The sequence below is a fragment of the Burkholderia cepacia genome, from assembly GCF_001718835.1.
GTDB classification, from domain to species: Bacteria; Pseudomonadota; Gammaproteobacteria; order Burkholderiales; family Burkholderiaceae; genus Burkholderia; species Burkholderia cepacia_F.
The window spans coordinates 2,275,565-2,292,392 of record NZ_CP013444.1 but is presented as its reverse complement, the minus strand read 5'-3'; the positions used below and the strand labels follow the sequence as shown (position 1 = coordinate 2,292,392).

The 16,828-nt window shown below is 58.6% G+C and carries 9 protein-coding genes and 2 pseudogenes; 2 read left to right on the top strand and 9 right to left on the bottom strand.

Going from position 1 to position 16,828, the window contains the following annotated elements; all coding sequences use genetic code 11:
- Positions 1 to 188 precede the first annotated feature (188 nt).
- Positions 189 to 1,580 (top strand): sigma-54 dependent transcriptional regulator, encoded by a 1,392-nt coding sequence (locus tag WT26_RS30120; protein WP_059530461.1) that lies wholly within the window; start codon positions 189 to 191, stop codon positions 1,578 to 1,580.
- Between the two features lie 24 nt (positions 1,581 to 1,604).
- Here the strand turns inward: WT26_RS30120 and WT26_RS30115 are convergent.
- Positions 1,605 to 1,838: pseudogene (locus tag WT26_RS30115) on the bottom strand (glycoside hydrolase family 2 protein); the annotation flags it as partial.
- A 1,152-nt stretch (positions 1,839 to 2,990) separates the two neighbouring features.
- On the opposite strand from WT26_RS30115, the gene WT26_RS30110 reads away from it, so the two are divergent.
- On the top strand, positions 2,991 to 3,266 hold the full coding sequence (locus tag WT26_RS30110) for a DUF883 family protein (RefSeq protein ID WP_080485769.1): 276 nt from the start codon (positions 2,991 to 2,993) through the stop codon (positions 3,264 to 3,266).
- A 270-nt stretch (positions 3,267 to 3,536) separates the two neighbouring features.
- Here WT26_RS30110 and WT26_RS30105 read toward each other — a convergent pair whose 3' ends face one another.
- The 8 genes and pseudogenes from WT26_RS30105 to WT26_RS30070 all read right to left on the bottom strand — a co-directional run bounded on the left by WT26_RS30105 (position 3,537) and on the right by WT26_RS30070 (position 16,035).
- A complete protein-coding gene (locus tag WT26_RS30105; protein WP_069271457.1) occupies positions 3,537 to 4,703 on the bottom strand; it encodes a polysaccharide biosynthesis/export family protein in 1,167 nt (388 codons plus the stop codon).
- A 922-nt stretch (positions 4,704 to 5,625) separates the two neighbouring features.
- Entirely contained in the window at positions 5,626 to 7,185 is a 1,560-nt protein-coding gene (locus tag WT26_RS30100; RefSeq protein ID WP_069274663.1) for a DHA2 family efflux MFS transporter permease subunit, read from the bottom strand.
- 28 nt (positions 7,186 to 7,213) lie between these two features.
- Positions 7,214 to 8,428: an efflux RND transporter periplasmic adaptor subunit gene (locus WT26_RS30095; protein WP_059526464.1), complete on the bottom strand. Its 1,215-nt coding sequence runs from the start codon at positions 8,426 to 8,428 to the stop codon at positions 7,214 to 7,216.
- Between the two features lie 52 nt (positions 8,429 to 8,480).
- The gene (locus WT26_RS30090; protein ID WP_069274662.1) at positions 8,481 to 9,968 is read right to left on the bottom strand and encodes an efflux transporter outer membrane subunit; all 1,488 of its coding nucleotides are present in this window, start codon (positions 9,966 to 9,968) and stop codon (positions 8,481 to 8,483) included.
- Positions 9,969 to 10,030: 62 nt separating this feature from the next.
- Entirely contained in the window at positions 10,031 to 10,546 is a 516-nt protein-coding gene (locus tag WT26_RS30085) for a MarR family winged helix-turn-helix transcriptional regulator (protein WP_069274661.1), read from the bottom strand.
- 1,290 nt (positions 10,547 to 11,836) lie between these two features.
- The gene (locus WT26_RS30080; RefSeq protein WP_155123252.1) at positions 11,837 to 14,146 is read right to left on the bottom strand and encodes an LPS-assembly protein LptD; all 2,310 of its coding nucleotides are present in this window, start codon (positions 14,144 to 14,146) and stop codon (positions 11,837 to 11,839) included.
- 64 nt (positions 14,147 to 14,210) lie between these two features.
- On the bottom strand, positions 14,211 to 14,606 hold the full coding sequence (locus WT26_RS30075) for a hypothetical protein (protein ID WP_069271451.1): 396 nt from the start codon (positions 14,604 to 14,606) through the stop codon (positions 14,211 to 14,213).
- Positions 14,607 to 14,921: 315 nt separating this feature from the next.
- A pseudogene (locus tag WT26_RS30070) lies at positions 14,922 to 16,035 on the bottom strand (porin).
- Positions 16,036 to 16,828 lie beyond the last annotated feature (793 nt).

Genomic DNA, 16,828 nt, shown 5'->3' with positions numbered 1-16,828 from the left:
GGCGGCGATCACGCCATCTTTTTCCGTTCGAGTTCGATGACAACGAGGCCGGATGACATCCGGCTCGACCTCCGGGGGCTCTCGCCGTGTGCAGTTTCGATCTTCGCTAAAGTGCGGCAATGCAGTCGTGCGCCGCCGGCCGCAGCGCACGCGAACGGTTCGCGGAGTGGAGAAAGTGATGGTTCGTTATGAATATGCCAATAACGCGCGATAAGAGCGCCGGCGCGGGGAGTGGTAACGGGCAGCGTCCGCTGATTTACTGGACGCAGTCGCCGTCCGTCATGCTGCGAAAGGAACTGGCGCGACGCGACTGGAAAGTGTCGATCGTCGCGCAGGCGAGCGAGCTGCGCGACACATCCGGCGAGATCACCTGCGGCATCCTCGACCTGAGCGGCGGCCACGCCGACGCGATCGGCAGCATCGCGTCGACCTGCGCGTCGATGCGCGACGTCGTCTGGGTCGCACTCGTGGACGTCGGCCAGACTGCTTCGCCGAACGTGCGCGCGCTGTTGCGCGACTATTGCTTCGATTACGTCACGTTGCCGGCGTCGCACCAGCGGATCGCCGATACGGTCGGCCATGCGTACGGCATGGAATGCCTGTTCGCGCGCGACCGCGAACGGCTCGAATCGGAAGAGAAAGGCATCGTCGGCACCTGCAGCGCGATGCTGCGGCTGTTCGATACGGTGCGGCGCTTCGCGCGCACGGACGCACCGGTGTTCGTGTTCGGCGAAACGGGAACCGGCAAGGAGTTGACCGCCGTCGCGATCCACCGCCATTCGGAGCGCCGCAACGGCCCGTTCGTCGCGGTCAACTGCGGCGCCATTCCGCCCCATCTGCTGCAATCCGAACTGTTCGGCTACGAGCGCGGCGCGTTTACCGGCGCGAACGCGCGCAAGATCGGCTATGTCGAAGCGGCGAACGGCGGCACGCTGCTGCTCGACGAGATCGGCGACCTGCCGCACGAGAGCCAGGCAAGCTTGCTGCGTTTCCTGCAGGAGCGTGCAATCCATCGCCTTGGCGGCAGCGATCCGGTGCCGGTCGATGTCAGGATCGTGTCGGCGACGCACGTCGACCTGCGCGACGCGATGGAGGAAGGGCGCTTCCGGGCCGACCTGTTCCACCGGCTGTGCGTGATGCGCATCGACCAGCCGCCGCTGCGCGCGCGCGGCAAGGACATCGAGCTGCTCGCGCATCACATGCTCGAACGCTTCCGCGGCGACGCGCGCCATCGCGTGCGCGGCTTCTCGACGGATGCGATCACGGCACTGTACAAGCACGACTGGCCCGGCAACGTTCGCGAACTGATCAACCGCGTGCGCCGCGCGGTCGTGATGACGGAAGGACGCCTGATTACCGCTCAGGATCTCGAACTCGAATACTGTCTCGATGCGGCGTCGCCGTCGGTGGCCGACATCCGCAAGTCGATCGAGCGCGAGGCAATCGAAACGGCGCTGCTGCGCACGCGCGGGCGCGTCGCGGCTTCGGCGCGCGAGCTCGGGGTGTCGCGCGCGACGCTGTACCGCTGGATGGAGGCATACGGGATCGAGCGGCCGCGCGGGACGGGCTCGTCCGACTGATACGCGGCGGCCGCGAGCGCCGCGTCAACCGGCCTGCGTGGCGCGTACCGCGCGCGCGGCGTTCACGGCGCGGATTTCCACCACGGGCGGCGCATGGTCGTCGGCCGCCGCGGGCTTCCCGTCGATTCGTAATGGAACGAGCGCGATGCGCGCCGGTGTGCCGGGCGCGAGATGGAACCAGTCGTCGCGCGGCACGAATCCCGGCGCATCGATCTGCACGTGTCGTGTGTCGATGTCGACATGCCGGGTCTCGCCGGTGCAAGTCGGAAATCTCCACTTTCGACCGCGACTAATTCTGGTTCAGGTTCACTCACCGCACTATTGGATCAGGGAATTTTTAAGTTTTACTTGACATTGCGCCGGATCCGGTGTCGGTTGCTGGATAAATCGCATCCTATCTGACACAAATCGGATATTGAGTGGCGATCGGACAGTGATTGGTTCGATGTGCGGTCCGCAGTATGCAGATATTGCACGGTTTCCAGTCCAAATTTGCATTGCCTATTGCCATCGTAATTTTCTCGATTTATTTTTCCCAATGGTAGGTGGTGTTCATCGGGCACGACGGGAGCCGTCGTGTGCACTGACAGATTGGAATACGCTGACAGGCAAAGGATGAATTCATGACATCGGTTTCAGTACAGCCGTCGAACGGTGCGAAGAGCGGCCCCGACAGCAGGAAAGTTAGCTGAAGTACCATGAAGTCGATTGTCACAGGACGCTCTGTAACCGGCACGTATAGACGATCGCGATCGGAACGGGTCTGTTTCTCGGTGCCTGGACGTCTGAGGTGGCACGAGCGTCGCTCGGGGGCGCTCACTTGTCTGGGGCGCATTCTCATTCCGGATTCTCCGTGCACTCGGGGAACGAGTGATTGGCCGGCCGAGCCGCGCGGACGACATTACGCGGATCATCGATTAGCAATGCAAAGCCGATGAATATCGCCAACTACCTGATCCTGGGCGGTCACATGTAGTGTTCGATGTGCTACTAGTTCGAGTTGAAAGTCGTTTGCGCTTCTCAATTGGACCGAGGATTGCGATTCGACTACAGACCACTCGTACGACACGGTATACGTACGAGGCGTCGATCTAATGCACGCTGCAGCACTTGCTACCGTCGATGAGTCCGGGGTAGAAAGTGAGCGCTGGGACCTGTGGGACGGCGGGCGGGCGCTGGATCTGAGCGATGCCGATGGAACTGGCAACTATGTCGATCTGCGATGTCGAGGTTGAGATCAGCGAACTGACGAAGTGAGATGCATGGGGGTGACGACACCGGTTCGTCAGATTTCTCGGCCGAGTTCCGGTTTGGCTTGCGTCGGCGATTTCTGCCACTTACCCTATATTGCGTCGCGTGCACATGAACGCGGCGTGTTGCTTGAACCACAATGATTAAGGAATTCGAAGTATGTCGACCATCTCGAATGTAGATAACGAACGGATTAGTGACGAAGCCCGTGCCGTTGAAACGGAAGCGCTGAAACAATCCGCGTTCCAACGCAAGCTCGGCGAACGGCTCAGTTATGCGCGCAGGCGGGCCGCCGACGCGAAGGTCATCGTGGTCGAACGAGGAATGAAGTCCGCACGAGCTGCGGATACGTATGTGCACGACCGCCCTTGGACGACCGCAGCCGCCGCGCTGGGCGTGGGTATGCTGATTGGACTGCTTATCGGCCGCAAGTAACTGGCGATCGAAATGCGGGCTGATCTGCTGGGTTTGCCGGAGAGGGTTGAGTGTCGTGAGTCATGAGGTGGATCCGCTTGGGTTTTCAGTCAAGTTTTCGTAGAGCAAGATCAGCGCGCGGTTTCCGCTTCTTCAAAGCCAATCTGCTGCCCCGTCGCTGTGGGGCCTACCCGCGATTCTTGCTGCAACGTACTCGATAGTCCGTGCCCGCTGAGCCTGATAAATCAGCTTCCTCATTTCGTCAGATTCTCCCGTGGACGCGGATTAAAATCAGTGCGTGATCTGCTTCATATAATAAACCGACTGAATTGTTGGAAATATTTGCTGCAACAAACGGTTAAAGTAGACGGAGCTAGCCGTTCCGACATATACGACGTCCAGCGGCTTCAACTGGAACCGGCCCGATAGCATGAGTGTATACGGCTGCGTCATGTCGAGTCGAAAGACGTTCAGTGTATCTGGATTGTCCTGTTGAGTGCGCAGAACGTACACTTGACGTGGATTCGCATCAGTATCAAGAATCCCGCCACTTGCGGTCAACGCATCAGCAATCGTCAGGTGTCCCTTATTCATCGATACCGTGAGCGGGGTTTTCACTTCACCCATCACAAACACACGGCTATCAGTGCGGTCCGGAATGTTGAGGATATCCCCGGACTGTAAAACCACATTTTGCCTAATATCCCCGCGGTCGAGTATCCCATATGCGTCAAGCTCATAGAATTGACCATCGCGAGTCAAGCGAACGCGCTGCAGATCTGCTTCGGCTGACGCTCCCCCTGAGCGTGCGATTGCATCGATAAGCGTAAGCGGGACGTCAGTGATGGCAAGTGGACCGGGGGCTTTCACTTCTCCTGTCACCTGGATCTTTTGGCTACGATACGCCAGCACTCGCACGTCGACCTGTGGGTTCCTGACATAATGTTCAAGTTTCCTGGAAAGTATATTACGTATCTCGCCGATAGTTTTCCCTGCAACAAATAATTGACCGACATACGGGAAATAGATCGAGCCATTAGCGTCAACTGTTTGGCCGGAAGGATTATTTGGGAAACCACTGGTATATGGTTGTTGCAATGCACTCTCATTTGTTGACGTAGTGCTGCTGACACCCGAATTCTGCGGCGTCGTCAGTTCAGGGTGGTCCCAGACGATCACACCAAGGATATCCTGCGGTTCGATCCGATATACATATTGTGACAGATCGTGATAGCGCGACACCGGCAACCGAGGCGGCTCCATTTTCTGTTGCTCCTTGACCTGAGAAACAATGAGTTCACCCGTGACAAGTCGTACTTTGTAATGAGCGCCCTGTGGCAGCGCGTTGTCATCGAGCCGTGTTGTGTTCAGATAATTTCCCGGTGATGTCGAACAGCCATCGAGCATCAATACGAGTATGACGATTTTCTGCAAAACCGTAGGCGAAAAGTTTCTCATGTCAATTTGGTCATCGGTTAAGTAAATATATTTACAAATATTTAAAAGTGTCATGAATCAAATTTCTTTGAATGGTGTTTATCGTTGAGGTGGTATGATCGAAAATCGATATTGAAAATATATGTAAGAGAGGTTGGACGAAGTACTTATCATGCGACGCCGGATTGCACAGCCATTTTCGATCGCGCTCAATGAACCGCTGCCGTTCCGGCCGATGTGACGGCCGTGGCGCTCATGCGCGTCAATATCGATGTTGACGGTCCGTTAGCTAGGCGAATGAAAGGCAATGCGGAATTTTCCGGACTGATGCGGATGGGATTCCACATCTGGAGCCGATTTCTCGTGAATATGCGTCGACGTGAGCATGTAGGTGATTTTGACATCCGCCGTGTCTGAGAAAATTACAATCAAATTAATAAAATTAATGCAGATTCATATGCATTACAAAATTAATAATCTTAAGGCGCGGAGGTCTTGGTGAAATTTTGCGAAAACGGTGTGAATTTTTATTGAATTTATTGTGTCGTTTTAGGGGTGAGGTGCCACTTGCGGGCGCGGGGTGTTTTTGAGTTCGATATAATTATTTTATCTATAAAGTGTTCAATGCTTTGCGAGGCCGGGGTTGCTTGATAATCAGTAAATTCAAACTGTAACTGCCCAGATGGGCGGCTGTAGGTTTCGCGCCTCAGTGGCAGATTCAAAAATACAGTAGATATGTCAAAAATTTTCCAATAAAAAGTGGAGCAATTGAGTGGGTGGCGAAAATTTTGGAGGGGGCATTTTAATTCGGAAGTCAAACGGTATTTATCGAATCCGCTTCAAAGTACGGTCCGGCGCTTTGAGATCTCTGGCTGGATGCCGCGCTGCCGCGCCACGGATAAAGAAATCCCTATAGCGGCATGAATATGTCGACACAGTACTATTAATGCGCTGCCGACGCCGTCGCACCTGCATCGCCACCGCCCGAGCGCTCGGGCTTCGTGATCCAGATCAGCCCGATCAGCAGCACGAAGATCGCCGCCGAGATGTAGAACAGATCGTTCACGCCGAGTTGCGCGGCCTGCTGCGTGGCCAGGTTGTTGATCAGCCCGTGTGCCTGGTCCTGCGTCAGCCCGAGGTTGCCCATCTGCGTGACGGCCTGGTTGAACGTCGGGTTGTAGACGTTCGTCTGCTCGACCAGCTGCGCGTGATGGAAGTTGTTGCGATGATCCCAGGCCGTCTGGAAGATCGACGTGCCGATGCCGCCGCACATGATCCGCACGAAGTTCGACAGGCCCGATGCCGCGGGAATGCGGTGGCCGGGCAGGCCGGACAGCGTGATCGATACCAGCGGGATGAAGAAGCCGGCCATCGCGATGCCCTGTACGAGCGTCGGCAGCGTCAGCGACCATTCGTCGACGCCCGTCGTGTAGCGCGACCGCATCCAGAAGCACAGCGCAAACGTCAGGAACGATGCCGTCGAGATATAGCGCGGATCGGTGCGCGGCAGGTACTTCCCGGTGAGCGGCGACAGCAGGATCGCAAACAACCCGACCGGCGCCATCACGAGGCCGGCGTCGGTCGCGGTGTAGCCGATCTGCGTCTGCAGCCACAGCGGCAACAGCACGAGGTTGCCGAAGTACAGGCCGTACCCGATCGACAGCGCGACGGTGCCGCCGGTGAAGTTCCGCATGCGGAACAGCGACAGGTCGACGACCGGGTGCTCGGCGGTCAGCTCCCAGATGACGAAAAACGCGAACGCGATGACGGCGGTCAGCGCGAGCACGATGATGGTCGTCGACGCGAACCAGTCGAGATCCTTGCCCTTGTCGAGCATGATCTGCAGCGAGCCGACCCAGACGACCAGCAGCGCGAGGCCCACGCCGTCGATCGGTGCGCGGCGCACGGCCGATTCCCGATTGCGGTAGATCGCCCAGGTCGCGGCGGCGGCGGCGATGCCGACCGGGATGTTGACGTAGAAGATCCACGGCCACGAGTAGTTGTCCGAGATCCAGCCGCCGAGGATCGGGCCGGCAACGGGCGCGATCAGCGTCGTCATCGCCCATAGCGCGAGCGCCATCGGCGCCTTGGCACGTGGATAGCTCGACAGCAGGAGCGCTTGCGACAGCGGAATCATCGGGCCCGCAACCGCGCCTTGCAGCACGCGCGACGCAAGCAGGAACGGCAGGTTGGGCGAGAGCCCGCACATCCACGACGAAATCACGAACAGGATGATCGACGCGAGGAACAGGCGAACCTGCCCGAAGCGGTCGGTCAGCCAGCCGGTCAGCGGCACGGAAATCGCGTTCGCGACCGCGAACGACGTGATGACCCACGTGCCCTGGTCGGACGACACGCCGAGGTCGCCCGAGATGGTCGGGATCGCGACGTTCGCGATGGACGTGTCGAGCACGTTCATGAACACCGCGAGCGATACCGCGATCGTCCCGAGCAGAAGTTGCCCGCCTTGCAGCGGCGGGTGAGAGACAGGTGCCTGTGCCATGTCGGTTGTCTTTCCGGAGTCGGAACGGTTACATCATCTTCGCGACGGCGTTCGACTTCGCCGCGGCCGGCGCCGGTGCGTTGCCGCCGGCATTCTCGGCGACGATGCGGGCGATTTCGGCGTCGGCTTCGTCGCCGTACTTCGCGAACACGTTGGTCTCGTAGACGGTGTTCGGTGCGTTCACAAGCTGGTCGCCGCGTTCGTCCTTGATGTCCACGTCGACCTGCATCGACAGGCCGATGCGCAGCGGGTGCTTGTCGAGATCCTTCGGATCGAGTTCGATCCGCACCGGCAGGCGCTGCACGACCTTGATCCAGTTACCCGTCGCGTTCTGCGCCGGCAGCAGCGAGAACGCCGAGCCCGTACCAGCCGAGAAGCCGACCACCTTGCCGTGGTAGACCGCCGACGAGCCATAGATGTCGGCCGTCAGTTCGACCGGTTGGCCGATGCGCATGTGCTTGAGCTGGACTTCCTTGAAGTTCGCATCGACCCACACTGCGTTAAGCGGCACCACCGACATCAGCGGCGTGCCCGGCGACACGCGCTGGCCGACCTGCACCGAGCGCTTCGCGACATAGCCGGTGACCGGTGCGGGCAGCACGTTACGCGCGTTCGCCAGGTATGCGTCGCGAACCTTCGCGGCGGCGGCCATCACGTTCGGATGCGATGCGATCGTCGTGTTTGCGGTCAGCGCGCGGTTCGACGCGAGTTGCTGCTGCGAGGCGTCGAGCGATGCCTGGGCGGCGCGCACCGCGTCGCGCGCGTGCGAGATTTCTTCCTGCGACACGGCGCCCGTCTGCGCGACGGCCACACGGCGACGGAGGTCGTCCTCGGCCTTCGACAGGTCGGACTGGCGCAGCGCGACTTGCGCGCGATACTGGTCGTCGTTGACGAACAGGCCGCGCACCTGGCGTACCGTCTGCGCGAGATTGGCTTCGGCCTGCTGCAGCGCGACCTGCGAGTCGGCCGGGTCGAGCACGACGAGCGGATCGCCGGCCTTCACCGTCTGCGTGTCGTCGGCCTTCACCGCGATCACGGTGCCGGTGACCTGCGGCGTGATCTGCACGACGTTGCCGTTCACGTACGCGTCGTCGGTCCCTTCATGGAAGCGGGCGACGAGGAAGTAGTACAGGCCATACGCGATGGCCGCGATCACGATGACCGCGACGAGCAGCGTCATCATCCGTTTGCGCTTGCCGTTGTTCTGCGGCTGCGCGCTGGCGGCGTTTTGTTGGTCGCTCATGGCGATTTTCTCCGTCCGTTATTTCGAGTGTCTGCGTAGTGGTGGCGCCGGATCAGTTGGCGGCCTGTTTTGTCGGCTTGTCGGTGTCGGGCGCGGCAAGCGGCGTGCCGGTCGCGTCGAACCCGCCGCCCAGCGCCTTGATCAGTGCAAGCTGCATGTCGCGCCGGCGCATCTTCAGGTTGGTCACCGTCTGCTCCGATGCGAGGCGGTTGCTGTCCGCGGTCAGTACCTGCAACTGCGGCGACAGGCCGGCCTTGTAGCGGATGACCGCGAGGTCGTAAGCGCGCGTCGATGCGTCGAGGGCGCGTTGCGCATCGCCCATCTGGCGATCGACTGCGCGGATCGACGCGACCTGCGTCGCGACGTCGTTCAGCGCGCTGATCAGCGTCTGGTTGTAGTTCGCCACCGACAGGTCGAAGTCCGCGTAGCGGCCCTTGAGCTGCGCGCGCAGCGCGCCGGCGTCGAAAATCGGCAGGTGGATCGCCGGGCCGAATTGCGCCTGGCGGCTCGCGAAGTTCAGGAATTTGCCCCAGCCGAACGCATCGAAGCCGAAACCGGCCGCAAGGTTGACGTCGGGGTAGAACTCGGCCTTCGCTTCCTTCACGTCGTGCATCGCGGCTTCGACCTGCCAGCGCGCGGCGACGATGTCGGGGCGGCGCGAGACGAGATCGGCCGGCAGGTTGCCGGGCAGTACGACTTCGCCGCTCGGGTTCATCACGGGCGCCGCGATCTGCAGCCCGCGATCCGGGCCCTTGCCGAGCAATGCCGCGAGCTGGTAGCGCACCGTCGTGATCTGCCCGTCGAGATCGGACAGCGAAGCCTGGGTCGTCGCGATATTGCCGCGGGCCGTCTGGCGTTCGACGTTGGTGTCGAGGCCGGCCGACACGCGGCCGTCGGTGATCTTGCCGACGGTCTCGCGGTTGGTGATCTCGCGTTGGGCGATATCGCGCAGCGCATAGAGCTGCGCGAGCGAGTTGTAGGTGCGTGCGACCGACGATGCGAGCGTGATGCGTGCCTGCTGCATGTCGGCTTCGGCCGCCTTTTCCTGCGATACGGCGGTGTGCAGGCGCTCGCGGTTCTTGCCCCACAGGTCGAGTTCCCACGACGCGCTCGCGAGCGCGTTGTTCTCGCTGTACCAGTTACCACCATAGGACGAGTAGATCGTGTTCTTAGAAAATATCACGCGACTTAAGGAATAACTGGCATTGACCTTCGGATAGAGCTGTGATTCCGACGTCCCGATGTACGACGACGCCTTTGCGATGCGCGCCTGTGCCTGCGCGATCGACGGATTGCCCTGCAGGGCTTCGTCGATCAGCTTCGGCAACTGCGGATCGCCGAACTGGCTGGCCCAGTCGAGCGCCGGCCACTGGCCGCCCTGGGCCGGCAGGCTCTGCGTAGTTTCGAATTGCGACACCGGGACGACCTGCTTGTCGCTTTTGGTGCCGATGTAATTCGCGCAGCCCGCCAGCACTAGCGTGACGATCGCGACGGCTACGTAGCACGCACCGGCGCGTATGGACAACAGGGAGGATTTCATCACGCTAATCCCCGATTCGGAATGGAGAATAAACACTGCAAGGATTTTCTGGCATTAATCTGTCAAGAGTGACTATTACGGCAACTATTCCGTGACACCGCCGCCGGAGCTTCGTAATAGTTGCTGAGAATGCGGCGCAGCATGCTCTTCAGGAACCCGACTTCTTCCGGCGTAAATCCATCCAGCAGTTGGTCGAGCACGCTGCGGAAGATCGCCGGTAGTCCTTCGGCAAGTGCGCGGCCTTCGTCGGTCAGTTCGAGGCGGACGACGCGCCGGTCCTCGATGCTCCGCACGCGAGACAACAGGCCGCGTTTCTCGAGCCGGTCGAGCATGCGCGTGACGGCACTCGCTTCGATTCCGTATTCGCGCGCGAGCTCGGCGGCCGTCGAGCACTTGCCGACCGCGATCATGAACAGCATGCTCGCCTGCGTGCCCGTGATGCCGAGCTCTTCCTGCGTGCGTTGCGTGACGAGGTTGGTCATCACCGACTTCACGCGCGACATCAGATAACCGACGCTGTCGTTCATTTGGAACGCCGACAGTTGGGAAATAGGAGATCGCGAAGAGGAATCCGACATAAATTATTGAGAGAACAGTGGTTGCCGTGGCAACATTACGGATATAACTGCATGCATTCGTAAACTTTAATAAAAATGGTGTGTGCCGTGTGTGGAGTGATCATCCATCTCATGGAGAGTCTTGCGACCCGTGCATATGAGGATGGCGCGATGAAGATTTCAAGGATATTTCGACTGTTATCTGCTTCCTTGGTTGTGATCTTCAGTGAGGCGTCAATCCGAAAATTTCCTAATGCGAGCAGATGGAGTGGGTGGTTGAATATGTCAATTTTGATGTCGAAGTGGGATGATTTCCCGCGGAATCGTCAATCGTAGAACCAAACCTTCTTGAATTCGATGCTTCTGCTTCATTGCAGACATGGATGGCCTGCGCATATTAGGATGCGGATCTCTAGCGCCATTAATAAGTGCATGATTTGAGACGGTTAAATTTCAATAAATCATAAGGGAATCAATGGAAATGAGGGGTGAATCGTTGGATTTTCGATATATGAATCGAGCAATAGTAACGAGTATGCGTCAATCCTGTCAATTATTCAGAGCCAATGATCGACCGCAGAGCAAGCTTGTATAGTATGAAACCGTCCATGATTTGCCAATCCGGTGAATTCATCCATGCGCATCCTATATGATAGCTTCACCTTTTGAGCTTAGGATTATTGTGCGACAATTTCAATTTCGATAAATTTTAAATTGTTACTTATTATTAATAACCACATTTTGTGCGTGTACTGATTTGTTGTATATCAAGCGGAGGTATGAAATAGAGTCCATAGTTTTAATGATATTGAAGATAAAAGGTTAAGGCGATGTGGTGGTATTTTCATGGTGCGCCGAAATTTCATATCCATTGTTAATAAATTCGTCCTCTTTGGTGCTATTTTGGGATGCTCCAAACTATATCTTGCCTCTTCGTCATGAGGTTGAATGATGGCTGCGGTGTCGATCCGATCGGCGATACTCACATGTCATCCAACTAGGGTAGCTATATCATTTATGAAGTTTCGAGCGGTTGTCGCCAGTAATGTTTCTCTCGGAAGTGCTTCGTGAGTCACGCGATTGACGCGCTCGTGGAGTGTTGATTAATATATAATTTATAACCTGCGCTCATAGGAATTGCGCCATAGGCGCGATTGCTGCCTATATTGGGAGTCGAAGGTGGTCAATCACGAAGCCCGGTGCAATATGGTGTGAGTATAGACGCCAGCCTAGCGTTTTTAATCAATAATCAAGGTGCTGGAGTATTGATTGGCTTCACGGGGGAGTGGGTGGATAACAGTTGTGGATGCCTCACGGAAGATCGGTGAACCTGTCGTTGCTATCCTGTTGCACGAAGGGAGACGAGTAACCCGGAACTGCGGCTGAAAGTTTCTTCTTCAATCCACTATCGGCCGCACCGAGCCCTTTCAATTGCAACTGAACCGTGATCCGTGTGCCGGACGTGGCACTGGTCGAACTGGTCGCGTACAAGTACTTTTCACCGGCCACGCTAAGGTTCCAGCATGACGCGTCGTACTGAATACCGACCAGTCCGGTTCGCAGGCGGCGGGAGTGCAGATCGTAGTCGAGCCGGGCGACCGCTGAGAAGTGACTAGTCAGCGGCCACTGCGCAGCGAGCACCGCCTGACTGACCGGCTCGACGTCTTCGCCCGCATATGAATAATCGACAGCGCGGTTGTACCGATACGACATGTTCAGCACTCGCAGTTCACCGGGTGCCCAGCTAAAGCCGATCGATGCACGCCGCAGATAATCGTCGATATCGTCGTACTGCGCGGCCTGCTCGGCGTTGAAGCCGGCGCCGATCTTGTACGATGCGCCGAGCACAAGCCCCGTGCGCGAGAACGTTGCCGTCGAATCGCTCGATGTCAGCGTGACCTTGGGCGTCTTGAAATCGTACTGTTGCCCGAGGACGAACCGCGCACGCTCGTCGCCGTTCGAAGGCTCGATCAGGCGGGACGTGAGCGCCACGGTGACCCGGTTCGCATCGGCTATGCGATCGTGCCCGACGAACGTATTGTCGGAAAAGAGTTCCCCGATCCCGAAGTCCGTCACGGTCGTGTCGAACAGCGGTGCATGGTACTGGTTGCGATACGGTGTATAGACGTAAAAGAGGCGCGGTTCGAGCGTTTGCAGATAAGCGTGCCCGAACAGGCTCATGCTGCGCTCGAAGCGCAACCCGGTATCGATGGTAAGGGTCGGCACGTTTACGTCGAACTGATTCGGCTGGCCGCTCGGCACGCCGCTGCCGATCGACGTGAGGTTGTAGCTCGCGAAATGCCATTTCAGTTTCGGAGTGAAAAACCAGCTGGAGCGCTCGACCGAATACGCGACGTACGGATCGAACACGAAGCGATTGCCGTGTGTCGCATTGGAGACGGTCGGCCGGAATCGTGTTGCATCGGTCTCCATGCCGAAGTCGAAGCCGCCGACGTTGTACCGCGCATAGCGTACGTTCAATTGTGGCTCGCGGGCGTAGATCGTCGTGCTGTCGAAGGATTGCAAGTGCTGAACCCGGAACAGAACGTACCACGGTGTGCGCGAATAAGTCAGCCCGGCTTCCTGACGGTACAGCGTCGACGAAGTGACCGTACCGGACGATGCAAGCGTCGACGCCGCGGACGCATCCGACACGCGGTCACCATACAGGTAGAACCCGAAGCCGTTGCCGATGTTCCAGTCGTGCTTGAAATGTAGCGAGTAGCGGTTCGCGCGAGCCAACCGGTCATCAGGCAGGTATGCTATTGCCAGTTCGCCGCTATAAGAGGACGACAAGTAGCGATAGTCGGCGCCAAGCATCGTACCGCGTCGCTGCATGGTATGCGCCGTCAGTGTCAAATCGTAGTTTGGCGCGAGATTCAAGTAGACTGGCTGGGTAAACTCGACGCCATTGGTCGAATCGTATGAGATGGTCGGCGACAGGAGACCAGTTCGTCGTGCGCTCGACAGAGGAAACGACAGCCATGGACTCGCGAAGATCGGCACTCCCTGAAAGAAGAGCACGCCGTTGCGCGCGACCCCGGTATCGTCGCCGTTGTCGATGTTGAAGCGTGACGCCTTCAGGTACCATCCCGGCCGGTCTCCGCACGCACAGGTCGTATAGGTACCGTGCTCGACGGAGGTGTGCTCGACGTCGACGACGTTGATCCGCGCCGCGCTGCCGCGGCCACCGTTCGACGTGAAGCGGTATGTCGGCGCCACGATGTAGCCTTGGTTCGCTTCGACGCGGAAATGAGCTTCCGGCCCGAAGAAGAGGCGTCCGCTGTCCGCGAGCACGACGCTGCCGTATGCGTCGGCGACATCGGTGTCGAACGCGTAGTGAATTGCGTCACCCTTGACGATCGAACGATCGCGGCGCAGTTCAGCATGGCCCTTGAGGGCGATGTCCGTGTCGGCGGAGGTGCTCGCCACGTCGCCGATCGCAATCGTTGCGGGTCGTTGCTCGGGTGAAGGAGGATGATCGGTAATCGTGACAGCGGAGCGCAGAGTCCAGTCGGGCCCCAATTCCGTTTGTGCCTGCACGATGCACCACGGCAGTTGAAGCAGCAGCCATACGACCGGTCCCGCCCACAGACGGCACGGCAGAAAACTTGAATTCAAGAGAAACGATCCGGCGAGAATGCGTATGCAGTGACGTGGCGCCTAAAGTCCGTGCTGGTCGGCATCACTGGAAGGTCGCGCCCGGTGGCGGTGCCAGAATGGATGCGATACCAGCTGCCTTGCAGAGTGCGTCGAGCATGGCCGGAACTTGGTCGCCGGGAACGGAGAAGCCGAGGGCAGGTCCGCCTTGCAGATGAAAGCGAACAAACACGTGCGGCGTGTCATCGATCCGGCCGATCTCCCAGGCCGTCGTCGGGAGCACGAAGCGTGCACTATCGTTCCCGTTGGCGAGCCGCGCCGAGTGCTCGATTGCATTTGGCAGCGCGACCAGCAACGCATTGAACGTCGAACGATGCAGCGAGAGGGTTGAATGTGCGCCGTGTATGAGCAGGAATTCGCCGTCCTCCGACATTTCCATTGCACTGACCGCGCACATCTTGAGCGCCGCGAATTCAGTCATGAGGTGCTTCTCCGGACGATGCCGTGCATGCAGTCGGTGTTGACGAGGACTGCGCGGACGTTGCAATCCGTGTGACGCCGCATGTTTTCTGCAGCAACACGAATGCAGCCAGCGACGGACTGCTTTTGAGCACCGCGGCAAGGATGCTCGGGGAAAGATATAGAGTCATAATCGACCTCGTCTCGCATATCTGAGAGAGTGGGAAGCTGCCCTCACATATCGCGAAGGCGTGATCGTTCCGTTGTCCGTTCGGCACGGAGCAGGGACCAGGGGCGATCAGCATCGGCGCCAGACCGTGACATATGCGTTAGCCGATCAGTAGTTGTGCCGCGGGCCGACCGTGACGATGACCTGACGATTCGAGGTCGACGCGCTTAATCCATCGATCGATGCGGTAATGCCGCTGTCGCCCGCACCATGTACGTACTGATACGCGCCTCTCAGACAAACGTCCGTGCGCTTCGACAGAACGTAGTCGTGCCGTCAGGCCGACTTGATTCCACTTCGGCCGCACGCCGTCGATGTAACCGTCGGTATTCGTATAGGCCCCGGTCACGCTGAACGAGGATATGAAGTTGTAGCGCAACTGCGCTTCATAATTGTTGAAGCGTGCGTTACCGCTGCTGAGTGACAGGCCATCCGATGTACCCGATGCCGAGGGACTGATGCCGATCAGACCGTTTAGGCGTGTCAGCGTGAACAGCACGCCAACCGCCGACGTGCCAAGCGAGTAGTTCGCGCCCCGCCCCCATGTCCGTCGTCGGCTGGCCGTGAACGTCGTGTCATCGGACACCGCGCCGCTTGTGGTGGTGGCCGAGCCGGAATGGCCGAGATTCAGGTATCCCATACCGACGTTGAGGCAGCCGTAGTGATAGGTCACGCCGACGCTGTACACGCGATTGTTTGAGAGGCCAGTGGAATTCGAGGAACCGTACAGACCACTGAACGTCAGGCCACGGTATTCCACGCTCTGATACTTGACCGAGTTGTCGATGCGGAACGAATCCTGGACGTTCTCGTTGTCGTACGAGTGGGAAATCCGCGACATTTCCAGTGCGCCAAGCGTATCGACGATGGAATCGTATTGACGGCCCAGCGTCAGTGTGCCGAACCGGCCGCTCGGCAGGCCGATGTACGCCTGGCGACCAAACAGGTGGCTGTTCTGGCCCGGCTCGCCGTTCACCACGTCGAAGCAGCGTTCGAGCGCGAAGATAGCATTCAGGCCGCTGCCGAGCTCTTCGCTGCCTTTCAGGCCGAAGGGGCTGCCGCTTAGCACGCCGCTCGTGGCCGCTACCCTGCTTTTGCCGTCCGCATTGCTGGCGTACGTCATGTCCGCGTCGATAATGCCATACAGCGCCACCGAACTTTGTGCGTATGTGTTTGTAGCGATCGGGCCGACAATGCCAGCGGTAAGAAATTTTTTCTTCATTTGACTATTCAAAGCAATTGGAAGCGGGAAAACAGGTTCCATCTCTGTGGTGCCCGTTTTGCGATGAGGCTGGTATTGGCAATCCAGATTGATGTGCATTAGATCGCAACCGATAGTTCTTTAGATTGACATAGCCATGCATTGATGTTTCCGTACGTTACGGCGGCGATTGGCCGTCGATGCATTTGTGGCGCACCGCCGCACCGGACCTTCCGTATCGGGTACGCCTTGCAACGTACTGCGCGCACCAGGACAGCTGCCGTATATCCCCGTGCAGCTTTCGCGCTGGAAACATTTGGAAATCGAAAGAAATGCGCGCCTAAGCGCGGTGTAACGGAAGCGAGACGGCCGACTCCTGCATTTGGCCGCTCGAAATTCGTCGGTCATCCGTATGTTCAAAAGCACTGAAGAGATTTGTCGCACTGCGCGTGCTGCACTCCGGCGGAATCACGTCCGACTATGCGCATGGTGCGCAACCAGCAACAATATCGCGATATCCGTATCAATGGGACCAAGCACATCGAAGCTCGCACGATCGCATCGTTCCTGCTCGGTCAAGATCCGCGAAACATTCTCGGAAGAACGGGGGATGGCATTCATTCGCGCGCTGTACACGACGGGCTTCTTCAAGCGATCTCAAGGCTTCGATCGGCGACGGCGTGCTAGTGATCGACGTGACCGACCGGCCGACGATCGCCGAGATCGTTTTTTACGGCACGCACGAATTCGACATGGCAACCTGAACACGGCGATGAAGTCCGTCAGACCGACTCCGCGCATGCCTACGACCCCG

Excerpts from the sequence above, each read along its gene's own strand:
- WT26_RS30120 (WP_059530461.1), top strand. The coding sequence starts at position 189 with ATGAATATGCCAATAACGCGCGATAAGAGCGCCGGCGCGGGGAGTGGT.
- WT26_RS30110 (WP_080485769.1), top strand. The coding sequence starts at position 2,991 with ATGTCGACCATCTCGAATGTAGATAACGAACGGATTAGTGACGAAGCC.
- WT26_RS30105 (WP_069271457.1), bottom strand. The coding sequence starts at position 4,703 with ATGAGAAACTTTTCGCCTACGGTTTTGCAGAAAATCGTCATACTCGTA.
- WT26_RS30100 (WP_069274663.1), bottom strand. The coding sequence starts at position 7,185 with ATGGCACAGGCACCTGTCTCTCACCCGCCGCTGCAAGGCGGGCAACTT.
- WT26_RS30095 (WP_059526464.1), bottom strand. The coding sequence starts at position 8,428 with ATGAGCGACCAACAAAACGCCGCCAGCGCGCAGCCGCAGAACAACGGC.
- WT26_RS30090 (WP_069274662.1), bottom strand. The coding sequence starts at position 9,968 with ATGAAATCCTCCCTGTTGTCCATACGCGCCGGTGCGTGCTACGTAGCC.
- WT26_RS30085 (WP_069274661.1), bottom strand. The coding sequence starts at position 10,546 with ATGTCGGATTCCTCTTCGCGATCTCCTATTTCCCAACTGTCGGCGTTC.
- WT26_RS30075 (WP_069271451.1), bottom strand. The coding sequence starts at position 14,606 with ATGACTGAATTCGCGGCGCTCAAGATGTGCGCGGTCAGTGCAATGGAA.